Origin of the sequence: Plastoroseomonas hellenica, assembly GCF_018129085.1 — a bacterium.
GTDB classification, from domain to species: domain Bacteria; phylum Pseudomonadota; class Alphaproteobacteria; order Acetobacterales; family Acetobacteraceae; genus Plastoroseomonas; species Plastoroseomonas hellenica.
On the sequence record NZ_JAAGBB010000001.1, the window covers coordinates 91,192 to 103,306 of the forward strand.

A 12,115-nucleotide genomic window follows, 5' to 3' on the forward strand; every position below is an offset into this window, starting at 1 on the left:
AGGACGCGCCTCCGCCGACGTTGCGGGCGTTACTGCACCGCGATGCCGTTGCCGCTGACAGTCACCGTGCTGACAGCGCAGAGATCGACGCCACGGCGCTCGAGTTCACGGCCATTGGCAAAGACCACCTTGAAGTCATAGTTGCCGCCCGGGCTCGGGCGGAAGTCGACCGAGTTGCCCGGCGCCAGGACGTTCTGGCCGAGACGGTCGGGGCCCCAGTTCGTCAGGCGCGTCGGGTTGAAATAAAGCTCGTTCACCACCGCGTTCGAACGGTTCGCGATAGTGAAGCTGGTGTCGCATTGCGCGAATGCCGGAGCGGAGGCGACGCCGCACAGAATGGCGGCCGAGAGCACTGCACGACGAAACATCGAATTCTCCATGGTGGACCGCGCGACACCGTGCGGGCGACGGACCCTAGGCGGAGTTCATGCCGGAATGGTTAAGCGTCCGCGGATCGCGACGTTCACCGCGATGATCGGTGCTCGCCCGCCCGTGCCGCCTGGATCGCCGCCCAAACCTTGGCTGGCGTCGCCGGCATGTCGAGGGTCCGCACGCCGAGCGGCGCCAGCGCGTCCAGCACCGCATGCATTACCGTCTGTGGTGCGCCGATGCAGCCGGCCTGCCCGGAACCCTTCACCCCGAGCGGGTTCGACGCGGTCGGCACGCCGGCGAAGGTGACCGCGAGGTCCGGCAGATCCTCCGCGCGCGGCAGGCAATAATCCTGGAAGGACGCGGCCAGGGGCTGCGCGCTGTCCGCGTCATAGGTGACTTCCTCCAGCAGCGCCTGGCCGATCCCCTGCGCGAGCCCGCCCTGGACCTGGCCGCGGGTCAGCATCGGATTCACGAGTGTGCCGTAGTCATCGACGGCAGTGTAGCGCAGCAGCCGCACCAGGCCGGTTTCCGGATCGATCTCCACCTCCGCCACATGGCAGCCATTCGGGAAGGTGATGAGGTCGAGCGGGCTGTCGATTTCGGCATCGATGCTCTCGCCCGCTTCCGCCGCGGCGCGCGCGACGTCGAGCAGCCCGATGTCGCGCGTCTCCCCCGGCACACCGAAACGCCCGTCACGGAATTCGAGTGACGCTTCCTCGGTCTGCAGGAGCTGCGCGGCGAGGCGCTTCGCCTTGGCGATCGCGGCATCCATCGCCTGGACCAGCGCCGCGCCGGCCATGTGCAGCGACCGCGCGCCACCATGGCCCTTGCCGCGCGCCACGGAGCGCGTGTCGGCCTGCACCAGCCGGAACGCCGCGTGCGGCAGGCCGAGGTAGTCGGCCGCGATCTGCGGGAAGCTCGTCTCGTGCCCCTGGCCGTTCGATTGCGTCCCGGTCGCGAGTGCCACCTGCCCATCCGCCTCGAAGCGCACCGCGGCCCATTCGCCGGGCGCGCCGCGCGCCGTCTCCAGGAAGCAGGCGAGGCCGAAGCCGCGCAGCTTGCCCTGCGCCTCCGCCGCCGCGCGCCTGGCGGCGAAGCCGGCCTGATCGGCGGCGTCCAGCACCGCGGCGAGATTGCCCTTCGCGTTGCCGCAGTCGATCGCCATGCCCATCGCGCTGCGATAGGGGAAATCCGCGATCAGGTTCAGCCGCCGCAGCGCCGCCGGATCGCGCCTCGTCTGCCGCGCGGCGAGGTCGATCAGCCGTTCGGTGACGTAATTCGCCTCCGGCTTGCCGGCGCCGCGATAGGCATCGATCGGCACGGTGTTGGTGAAGACGCCGCGCACTTCCATGCACACCGCCGGGATCGCATAGAAGCCGCCCATCGCGGTGCCGGGCGCATTGGTCGAGCTGCCGGGCCCGCTCGGCGAGAGGTAGGCGCCGAGATTGGCGATGGTGCGGACGTCGAGCGCCAGGATGCGCCCTTCGGCGTCCAGCGCCATCCGAGCCTCGGTGCGGTTGTCGCGGCCATGGGCGGAGGAGAGGAAATCCTCCGTCCGGCTCGAGCTCCAGCGCACCGGGCGCGCCAGCCGCCGCGCCGCGACCAGGAGCAGGACATATTCGGGATAGACGAAGTTCTTGGCGCCGAAGCCGCCACCGACATCGGGGGCCATGACGGTGAGGCGCTGCGGCGGGATGCGCAGGATGTGCTGCGCGAGCTGGTCGCGGATGCCATGGACGCCCTGGCCGGTCAGCTCCAGCAGGAAATCGCCGCTGGCCGCATCATGGTAGGCGATGGCGGCGCGTGCTTCGATCGGTGCGGCGGCGACGCGGTTGTTTACCAGCGCGAGGGAGACGGTGGCGTGCGCCGCCGCGAAGCCAGCCTCTACCGCGGCCCGGTCGCCCTTGCGGAAGAGGTAGGAGAGATTGCCCGGCGCCTCGGGCCAGAGCTGCGGCGCATCTGGCGCCAGCGCGGCCGCGGCATCGGCGACTGCCGGCAGCGCCTCGTAGTCGACTGCGATGGCTTCGGCGGCGTCGCGCGCCTGCGCCGCGGTGTCCGCGACGACGAAGGCGACGGGGTCGCCGACATGGCGCACGATGCCGTCGGCCAGCGCGGGGCGCGACGGGATGATGATCGGCGCCACAGTCGCGACCGCCGCCACGCAGGGCAGATCGCCGATGCCTTCGGCGCGCAGGTCGGCGGCGCTCAGCACCAGCCGCACGCCCGGCATCGCCGCGGCCTCCGACAGGTCGAAGCCGATGATGCGCGCATGCGCGTGCGGGGACCGCAGCACCACGCCATGCAATGCGCCATCGGCTTGCATGTCGTCGACGTAGCGGCCGGCGCCGTTCAGGAAGCGCCCATCCTCCACCCGTCGGCGGGACTGGCCTTGCTCCAGGGATTTCTGCATGGGTTAGCCGGTCGCCTCCTGCGTCATCGCGAGCAGACGCTGATAGGCAGCGTCCGGCACCACGATGCCATCCCGGAGCGCCTGTTCCCGGCGCCGCTGGCGCGCCTCGCCCGGCAACCGCTCCGACCCAGCCTCGCGGAGCGCCGCGACCAGGGCCGAAACACGGCCGGCAAATGCATCCCCGGCGCTGCGGGCCGGATCGATCAGCAACAGGAACTGCCCGGCATTGCTCGTCTGTGCGCCGGGGAACTTAGCCGATTCATCCTGGAAGCCGAAGCGCCCGCCAGTGAGGGCGGCGGCCAGCACTTCGATCATGAAGGCGATGCCGGCGCCCTTGTGCCCACCGAAGGGCAGCAGCGCACCACCATCCAGGATCGCCGCCGGATCGGTCGTCGGCTTGCCCGCGGCATCAAGGCCGACGCCTTCGGGGACCCTGTGCCCCTCGGTCCTGGCCAGCAGCACCTCGCCCTGAGCGCGCAGGCTGGAGGCTTGGTCCCAGACGAAGGGCGGAGCATCGGCGCGGGGGCAGGCGAAGGCCATGGGATTGGTGCCGAGCACCTTGCGCTTGCCACCCCAGACCACGATCCGGCTGCGCGTGTTCACCACGGTCAGCGCGACCAGCCCCTGTTCTGCGAAGGGCTCCACGTCCGGCCAGAGGGCGGCGAAGTGATGCGAATCGCGGATGCAGATCGCCGCCATCCCGGCTTCGCGCACCGCGGCCAGGCCAGCCTCCCGCGCCGCCGCATGCGCCACCTGCGCGAAGCCGTTCCGCGCATCCACCATCACGATGGCCGGGGCGGGCCGCTCCACCACGGGCTCCGCGGTGCCATCGACCCAGCCGCTCTTCAAGGTCGCGATATAGCCGGGCATGCGCAGCAACCCGTGGCTCGCCGCGCCGTCACGCTCGGCGGCGGCGACCACGGCGGCAACCAGGACAGCGTTCCGGGCACTCATGCCGTGGCGGGCCAGCGCCTCCGCGATGAGGCCAGCCAGTGCCGCTTCGGTCAGGATCATGGCCAGTCCCCTTCGTCATATCATGGCATGCGGATGCCGCGGGCGCGGATGATCTCGCCCCACATGGCCGATTCCTCGGTGCGCAGCCGCTGGAACTCCTCTGCGGTCGATCCGATCGGGATGAAGCCGGAGCTGTCCAGCCAACCACGCCGCTCCGGCGCCCGCAGCCAGGTGACGACGGCGGCCTGCATGCGGTCCAGGATCGGCCGCGGCGTCCCAGCCGGTGCCAGCAGCCCATAGGCGGTGCTCGACTGGAAGCCGGGCAGCCCGGCGCCATCGAGGGTCGGCAGGCCGGGGAATTGCGGCGAGGGCTGCTTCGAGGTCACCGCGATCGCGCGCACATTGCCCGACTGCACAAGCGTGAGTGCGGTCGTCGTGTCCGCGAAATTGACCTGCACCTCCCCGCTCATCAGCGCCTGCGCGGCGGGTCCACCGCCGCGATAAGGGACATGCAGCATCGACAATCCGGTCATCGACATGAACAACTCCGCCGCCAGATGACTGGTGAAGCCGATGCCGGCGGAGCTGAAGGAAAGCCGCTCCGGATTGCGCCGCACGTGATCCATGAAGCCGGCGAGATCGGTCACCGGCACGCTGCGATGCACGCAGAGCACCTGCGGCGAGCTGGCGATCAGTGTGATCGGCGCGAAGGCGGCCTCCGGATCATAGGTGAGTGGGTAGAGATGCGGCGCGATCGCGTAGCTGCTGTTGGTGGAGGCCAGCAACGTATAGCCATCCGGCCGTGCCCGCGCGACCTGGCCGTGGCCGATGCTGCCGCCGGCGCCGGGGCGGTTGTCGATCACGAAGGACTGCCCGAAGACGCCGGTCAGATGCTGTGCCAAAGGACGCATTAGAGTGTCGGTGGAACCGCCCGGCGCCAGCGGCAGCACGATGGTTACTGGCCGCTGCGGCCAGGCGTCCTGCGCGCTGGCAAGGCGCGCGCGAGAGAGCGACGGCGCCGCAAGAAGCGCGGTGAGCAGCCGGCGTCGGATAGGGGAGGGCATGTCGGGAATTCCGTCGCGGGGCGTGGATGTCACAGTCGGTGGCCGCGACGTGGAGCCGCGGCGGCCTGGAGCAAGCACAGCTCGTGCCATCACGGACGCCGTTTCATGGTGAGGCGCTGGCCGTCTCTGATCGGCCGCCGCTGAAGCGCGACAGGCGGAATGGCGACAGGTCGAGATTGGTGGGCCGCCCGCTCACCAGCCCAGCGGCCAGCCGCCCGGTCGTGGCACCCCAGCTCAATCCCATATGGCCGTGACCGAAGGCATAGATGACGTTGCGGGCCGAGGAGGCGCGGTCGATCACCGGCAGGCTGTCAGGCAGGCTTGGCCGATGACCCATCCAGAAGCGATGGCCTTCGGTCTTCAGCCCAGGGATCAGCGATTGCGCGATGGTCATCAGATTGCGCGCCCGGTCCCAGTTCGGCGGCGCCGTCAGCCCCGCGAACTCCACGGTCCCCGCGAGCCGCAGCCCCTGCTCCATGGGCGAGAGCGCGAAGCCGCGCTCCACATGCGACATGCTGTGGCGCGGCATGATGCCCGGATCGGGCAGCATGACGTGGTAGCCGCGCTCGGTCTCCAGCGGCACCCGGTCGCCGAGGGCGCGTGCCAGCCGATGCGACCAGGCGCCGGCCGCCACCACCACCGCGGATGCGGGCTCGACATGGCCGTCGGCGCAGGCGACGCCACTCACCAGCGCGCCATGGTGGGTGAAGCCAGTGGCGGTGCCGGTCACTTCCCGGCCGCCGCGGGCACGGAACAGGGTGCGAAAGGCGGTCAGCAGCCGCAGCGGGTCGCCCACGGTCAGCCGGTCGAGGGAGGCGACGGCGAAGCCGATCGAGGACGCCAGCGCCGGTTCCTTGGCCCGGAGCGCTTCCCCCTCCAGCAATTCGTGGCGGAAGCCCGACTTGACCCGCAGCGACCAGCGCCAGCCTTCGGCTTCCCAGGCGGCGCGGGAGGCGTAGAGGCGCAGATGCGGGCCAGGTCGCAGCACGTCCTGTATGCCGGCCTCCTCGATCAGCGGCTGATAGTCGAGCGCGATCCGGTCGCAGAGCGCCGCCATGGCCGCGGAGATGCGCTCGACCTCCGACATGCGGCCGGCACGCAGGAAGCGCAGCAGCCAAGGTGTCAGGCGCGGCAGGTAGCGCAGCCGCAGCGCGAGCGGGCCGAGTGGATCGGCCAGCCAGCGCGGGAGCGCGCGGAGCACATGCGGGCCGGAGAGTGGCACGACCTCGCCCACCGCAAGATGGCCGGCATTGCCATAGGACGCCGCGCGCGTGGGGTCGCCGGGATCGAGCAGCACCACATCATGCCCATCGCGCTGCAGATGCAGCGCGCTACCCAATCCGACGAAGCCGCTGCCGATGACGACGACCGGCGCCGAGGAGGCCATCATGCCTTGGGGCCGTCATCCGGCAGCGGTGTATTCTCGACGATGCGGCGATAGGAGAGGCGCGACAGGTCGATGGACCGGGAGCCGCCTTCGAGGATCATCTCCTTCACCGCCCGTCCCACCGCCGGCCCATGCTGCAGGCCATGGCCGGAGAAGCCGGCGGCCACAATGAAGTTCGGCACCGCCGGGAAGCGGTCGATCACCGCATTGCCGTCCAGGCTGTTCATGTCGTAGTGCCCGACCCAGCCGCCCTTCTCCTTCACCGCTTCGAAGGCCGCGCTCTTCTCCGCGATCTGCGGCCAGAGGAAGTCGTTGAAGAGATCGGGGTCCAGCGTCCAGTTAAAGCCGCGCGGCTCATCGAAGCGGGTATAGCCGGTGAGGTAGCCCTTCTGGTGCGGCCGGATCGCGAGGCCGGAGGCATGGCGCATCGCCGGAATGGTCTCGATCGGGTCGCGGGTGTCGAAGAAGAATTGCTGCCGGCGCATCGGCGCGATCGGCACCTGCATGCCGACCATGGCGCAGATCCCGGCGGCCCAGCAATTCGCCACATTGACCAGGGTATCCACGGCGAGCGAGCTGCCGCTTTCAAGCCGCGCCGCCGTGACTTTGCCGTCCGCGACGTCGAGCCCGACGACACGGTCCTGCAGATAGGTGATGCCGCGCCCCTCGGCAGCCCTGCGGAAGCCCATCAGCGCGCCATAGGGGTCGATCTGACCATCGGCCGGCGACAGCGCAGCGGCATCGACATCGTTGAAATTGAAGGACGGGTAGCGCCGGCGCAGTGCCTCCCGGTCGAGCAGATGGACCTCGACGCCGAGCCGTCGCTGCATCGCCGCATTCGCTTCCAGCGCCGCGACGTCGGCGGCGCCGCGGACCTGATAGAGATAGCCAATGCGGCGGAACTGCGGATCGAATTCCACCGTGCCCCCGTTCACATGGGTCGCGAAATCCGAATAGACAGTATCGCCGTAGAGCGACATCGCGACATTCTCAGGCAGTGCGTGCTGCAGCCGAACGCCGCCGACGGCGCGCGGCGTCGCCGCGAACTCGTAGGTCGGGTCGGGCTCCACCACCACGACATCCGCCGCGGCGCCGGCCACCGCCAGGTGATAGGCGATGCTCGACCCCATGATGCCACCGCCGACGATGACGATCCGCTGCATCAGCCTTGCTCCCTGGTGGTGAGGGCGAATGGCCCTGGTGGATCGTCGTGCATCTGCTCCGGCAGGCGAAACAGGGTATGGCTGCGCAGGAAGTCGCGGGTGCGCGGGCGCTGCGGGTTCAGCAGCACCTGCTGCGGGGTGCCTTCCTCATGGATGACGCCGTGCTCCATGAACACCACGCGGTCGGCCACATTGTAGGCGAAGCCGAGCTCATGGGTGACGATCAGCATCGTCATGCCATCCTCCCGGAGCTGCCGCATGGCCAGCAGCACCTCGCCCACGAGTTCCGGATCGAGGGCGGAGGTCACCTCGTCGAACAGCATCATGGAAGGCTCCATGGCGAGCGCGCGCGCGATCGCGACGCGCTGCTGCTGTCCACCGGAGAGCTGCGCGGGATAGCTCCGCGCCTTCTCGAGGATGCCGACCTTCTCGAGATTGGCCGCGGCGACGCGGCGCGCCTCGGCCTCCGACAGGCCGCGCAGCTTCATCGGCCCGATCATGACGTTGCGCTCGGCGGTCATGTGCGGAAACAGGTTGAACTGCTGGAAGACCATGCCAACGCGCATCCGGAGCGCCGAGAGTTCCCGGTTGGGGTAGCGGATGCGGCCGTCTCGGGCTTCCCGCCCAACCAGGCGGCCTTCCAGGTGGATACGCCCTGCACCCGGCATCTCCAGGAAGTTGAGGCAGCGCAGCAGCGTGCTCTTGCCGGAGCCGCTGGCGCCCAGGATCACGACAGCTTCACCGCGCCGCACCGTCAGGTCGATGCCGCGCAGGACGTGCAGCGGACCGTAATGCTTGTGCAGGCCTTCGACGCGCAGGACCTCATCAGCCATGGCGCGCGAGCCTCCGCTCCATCATGCCCGCGATCGCGCTGGTGGGCAGCAGCACCAGGATGAAGGCGGCGCCGACTGCGGTATAGGCCTCGATCGGGCGGAATTCCTGTTCGCTGAGCAGCTTGGCCGAGTAGAGCAATTCGGCATAGGCGATGGTGGAGGCGACCGAGGTGGTCTTCACGATCTCCAGCACCTGGTTGGTGAAGGCCGGCAGCACCCGTCGGAAGGCCTGCGGCAGCACCACATAGCGCATCGTCATGCCATGGCCGAAGCCGACCGCGCGCGCGCCATCCCATTGCCCCTTCTCGATCGAGGCAATGCCGCTGCGAAACACCTCCGTCAGATAGGCGCCGGCATAGAGAGAGGTCGCGATGGCGGCCGCGGCATAGGCGTTCGGTTGCACACCGGTCAGGATGGGGATCGAGAAATAGAGCCAGAAGATCTGCACCAGCACCGGGATGTTGCGGAAGAACTCGACATACCCGGTGCCGACGGCGCGCAGGATCGCGCTGCCGGACAGCCGCGCCGTGGCGCCGACGAGGCCGATCACCGTGCCGGCAACCAGGCTCACCACCGCAAGCCGCAAGGTGCCGAGCAGGCCCTGCAGGATGAAGTGGCGCTGGTCGATCAGGAAGGCGAAATCCCACTCATGCATCGGCGGTCACTCCGGCACCGCGACGCGCCGCTCAATGGCGCGCACGAGCCGGCTCACGCAGAAGATGGTGGTGAAGAAGAACAGCGCCACGATGGTGAAGGTCTCCATCGGGCGAAAGGTCTCGGAGGCGGCGCGGTTCGCCATCTGCACGATCTCGGCATAGGAAATCGCTGCGGCGAGCGAGGTCGCCTTGTAGAGTTCCGTGATACGGGTGAAGAAGATCGGGATCATTCGCCGCACCGCCTGCGGCAAGATGATGGTGCGCATGCGCGTGGCGCTTCCCATGCCGAGTGCGGTCGCCGCCTGCCACTGCCCGCGATCGACCGAGATAATGCCACCGCGGAACACCTCCGCCATATAGGCGCCGGTTTGCAGCCCGAGCGCCAGCGTGACTGCCGTGTGACCGGCGAAGTCGACGCCAGCCAGGATCGGGAAGGCGAAGAAGAACCAGTAGATCAGCACGATCGACGGTGCCGTGCGGAAGATGTCGGTGGTGATCGCCAGCAGCCAGGACAGCACCGGAATCCGCGCCAGCCGCAGCATCGCGACCGCGAGGCCGAGCGGCAGCGCGATCAGCAATGCCGAGCCAGCCAGCCGAAAGGTGTTGGCGGCGCCTTCCAGCAACAGGTCGGAATGGCGGAAGACCGCGGCGAAATCCCATTCATAGGCCATCCGCCCGATCCCCGCCTACCAGAGCTCCCGCTGGATCGGCGTTGCCTTCCCGGCTTCCAGGCCGCGGAAGACCATGAACTCGTCATAGATCTGCTGGGTAATGCCGCCATTGTAGAAATAGCCGACGCAGGTGTTCAGGTAGTTGGCCCAGCGCGTGTCCGTCTCCTTGCGTACCCCGGCGCCGGCGGGGACGGCGACGATCGGGCGGGGCACCAGGCTCTTGCCGCGGCGCATGCGCGCGATGGTGAGGTCGACGGTCGGGCCGGTGGTGACGGCGATGTCGATGCGGTTCGACTGCCAGGACGCCATCAGCTCGCCGGTGGTCGGGTAGCGCTGGATGGCGGCGCGTGGCGCGAGCCGGGTCAGGGTCTGGTCGGTCGAGCTGCCGAGCGCGACGCCGACCCGCGCCGAAGGATTGTTGAGGTCGGTCCAGGTGGTGGCCGTCACGCTCTCCCGCGCCAGGCCGGCGATCGGGTACCAGAGGATGGGGGAGGGTACGAAGTCAACCGCCAGCGCCCGTTCCGGCGTCGGGTCCAGGATGAACATGGTGTCGATCTGGCCGGCCTGAAGCGCCGCGACCGCGGTGCCCCAGGTCACCTCCACCATCTCGAGCTGCACGTTCATCGCGCGCGCGATCAGTTCCCCGATGCGCGGGCCGATGCCGCGCCAGGTGACGTCGCCGACCCGCACGGCGCCGGGGGCGTCGCTGTTGGCGGTGTCCTTGTAGTACCAGGGCTCCGACAACGCCGCGCCGACGCGCAGCTTGCGGCCCTGCATAATGGTGTCCCAGGTCGAGGCCGCGGCCTGGGCGCGCACCAGGCGCGGGGCGGCCAGCGTGCCGAGCGTCGCCAGGCCGGCGGCGAGCCCTGGAAGCAGGCGGCGGGAAATGACGGGGTTCATGGCGGTCGGCTCCTGCACGGGATGCGGATCGGTGAGAGCCTGGGGCAGCGCGGCAGGGTCGCCGGGGCGGGCGACAGCGTTCGGCTCCCGGAAGACCTTCAACGCCACCACACCCAAACCTGCCTGCGTCATGGAACCTCGCTGTCTGACCCTGGTGGCATGCCCATGGGGCGCGGCAACGACGGCACGCGGCACAACGGACATCCGGAGCAGGCTCGTTCGACCCGATCCTGGCGTAGACGGCGTTCCCTGGATCGCAACCGGCAGGCTGATCTGCTCTCGCAGTTCAGCGCGAGCAGGTTGCGTCCTGTGGTCAGGTTCCGGGTCGGAGCGCCGCGAGGGAAGCGGTGATTCCGGACGCGATGATATGATCGGGCCTCATACCGGCGCCGAAGCCGCGTCGGGTGCTCTATTCCCGCCGGTCGGGCACCGGCAGGCCGAGATGCTCGCGGAGCGTGCGCCCGGCATAGCCGCTCCGGAACAGCCCGCGTTCCTGCAGGATTGGCACCACCAGGCCGACGAAATCCACGAGCCCACCCGGAAAATGCGAGGGCATGATGTTGAAGCCGTCCGCGGCCATGCCGGTGAACCAGGCTTCCAGCGTATCGGCGACGCTCTCCGCCGAGCCGCACAGCACCCAATGCCCGCGTGCGGCGGCGATCAGGTTGTAGACGTCGCGGAGCGACATGGCCTCCCGCCGCGCCTTGCTCAGCATGGCACGGGAGAAGCTGTGATAGGTGTCGGGCAGCGGCAGATCCGGGATGGGGCCGTCGAGATCGTAGGGACTCATATCCGTTCCGAACCGGTCCGACAGCAGTTGGAGTGCATTCGAGCCATCGATGTAGCCCTGCAGCAGCGCCAGTTTCTCGAAGGCCTCACGATCGGTGCGGCCGACGACAGGCATGACGCCGGGCAATACCGTGACCGCGCCGGCGGCGCGGCCGAACTTCGGCAGTAGCGCCTTCAGCGCGGCGTATTGCGCCTGGGCTTCGGAGAAATCCTGCACAACGGAGAAGACGACATCCGCGGTGCGCGCGGCCAGCACCTGACCGGGGCCGGAGCCGCCGGCCTGCAGCACGATGGGATGGCCCTGCGGTGCGCGGCCGATGTTGAGCGGGCCTTTGACGCTGAAATGTGGCCCCACGTGATCCAGGGCGCGGATCTTCGCGGGATCGAGATAGCGGCCGGTGACGCGGTCGGCGACCAGCGCGTCCGCCGCCCAGCAATCCCAGAGGCCCTTCACCACATCCACATATTCGCCGGCGATGGCGTAGCGTTCGGCATGGTTGGGGTGCAGCCGGCCGAAATTCGGCGCCGCCTGCGGGCTGGCGCCGGTCACCGCGTTCCAGGCCGCGCGCCCCTTGCTGATGTGATCGAGGGAGGCGAAGGCACGCGCCGTGGTGAAGGGATCGCTGTAGGTCGTCGCGACCGTGGCGCCGAGCCCGATATGGGTGGTGCTGGAGGCCAGCGCCGCCAGCATGGTCAGCGGCTCCAGCCGCAGCGTGTAGGAGGGGTGGGCGGCCGGGTCGGCATAGAGGTTGTCGCCCATGAAGATCAGGTCGAAGCAGCCGCGCTCCGCGACCCGGGCGATCTCGCGCACCGCGTCGATATCCTGGAAACTGTCGAAGGCGCCGGGATACCGCCAGCCCGCGACATGGCTGCCGGTGCCGAGCAGGAAGAGCCCGAGACGCATATGACGGGGCAT

11 protein-coding genes are annotated in these 12,115 nt (G+C 69.2%); all 11 read right to left on the reverse strand.

What is annotated here, in order from left to right; translation table 11 throughout:
• Positions 1–29: 29 nt before the first annotated feature.
• Positions 30–368, reverse strand: a complete 339-nt coding sequence (locus tag GXW71_RS00325; RefSeq protein WP_211850278.1) for a hypothetical protein — start codon at positions 366–368, stop codon at positions 30–32.
• Positions 369–463: 95 nt separating this feature from the next.
• On the reverse strand, positions 464–2,782 hold the full coding sequence (locus tag GXW71_RS00330) for a xanthine dehydrogenase family protein molybdopterin-binding subunit (RefSeq protein ID WP_211850279.1): 2,319 nt from the start codon (positions 2,780–2,782) through the stop codon (positions 464–466).
• A gap of 3 nt (positions 2,783–2,785) precedes the next feature.
• Positions 2,786–3,796, reverse strand: coding sequence for an Ldh family oxidoreductase (locus tag GXW71_RS00335; protein ID WP_211850280.1), 1,011 nt, complete (start codon positions 3,794–3,796; stop codon positions 2,786–2,788).
• A 20-nt stretch (positions 3,797–3,816) separates the two neighbouring features.
• Positions 3,817–4,800, reverse strand: coding sequence for a Bug family tripartite tricarboxylate transporter substrate binding protein (locus GXW71_RS00340; protein ID WP_211850281.1), 984 nt, complete (start codon positions 4,798–4,800; stop codon positions 3,817–3,819).
• Positions 4,801–4,903: 103 nt separating this feature from the next.
• Positions 4,904–6,190, reverse strand: a complete 1,287-nt coding sequence (locus tag GXW71_RS00345; protein ID WP_211850282.1) for an NAD(P)/FAD-dependent oxidoreductase — start codon at positions 6,188–6,190, stop codon at positions 4,904–4,906.
• A complete protein-coding gene (locus GXW71_RS00350; protein ID WP_211850283.1) occupies positions 6,187–7,350 on the reverse strand; it encodes an NAD(P)/FAD-dependent oxidoreductase in 1,164 nt (387 codons plus the stop codon). Before GXW71_RS00350 ends, GXW71_RS00345 begins: the two co-directional genes overlap by 4 nt.
• Positions 7,350–8,183, reverse strand: coding sequence for an amino acid ABC transporter ATP-binding protein (locus GXW71_RS00355; protein ID WP_211850284.1), 834 nt, complete (start codon positions 8,181–8,183; stop codon positions 7,350–7,352). The genes GXW71_RS00350 and GXW71_RS00355 overlap by 1 nt, the downstream gene beginning before the upstream one ends.
• A complete protein-coding gene (locus GXW71_RS00360) occupies positions 8,176–8,838 on the reverse strand; it encodes an amino acid ABC transporter permease (RefSeq protein ID WP_211850285.1) in 663 nt (220 codons plus the stop codon). The genes GXW71_RS00355 and GXW71_RS00360 overlap by 8 nt, the downstream gene beginning before the upstream one ends.
• Before the next feature lie 6 nt (positions 8,839–8,844).
• The gene (locus GXW71_RS00365) at positions 8,845–9,510 is read right to left on the reverse strand and encodes an amino acid ABC transporter permease (RefSeq protein ID WP_211850286.1); all 666 of its coding nucleotides are present in this window, start codon (positions 9,508–9,510) and stop codon (positions 8,845–8,847) included.
• 15 nt (positions 9,511–9,525) lie between these two features.
• A complete protein-coding gene (locus GXW71_RS00370) occupies positions 9,526–10,542 on the reverse strand; it encodes a transporter substrate-binding domain-containing protein (RefSeq protein WP_211850287.1) in 1,017 nt (338 codons plus the stop codon).
• 277 nt (positions 10,543–10,819) lie between these two features.
• A complete protein-coding gene (locus GXW71_RS00375; RefSeq protein WP_211850288.1) occupies positions 10,820–12,115 on the reverse strand; it encodes an LLM class flavin-dependent oxidoreductase in 1,296 nt (431 codons plus the stop codon).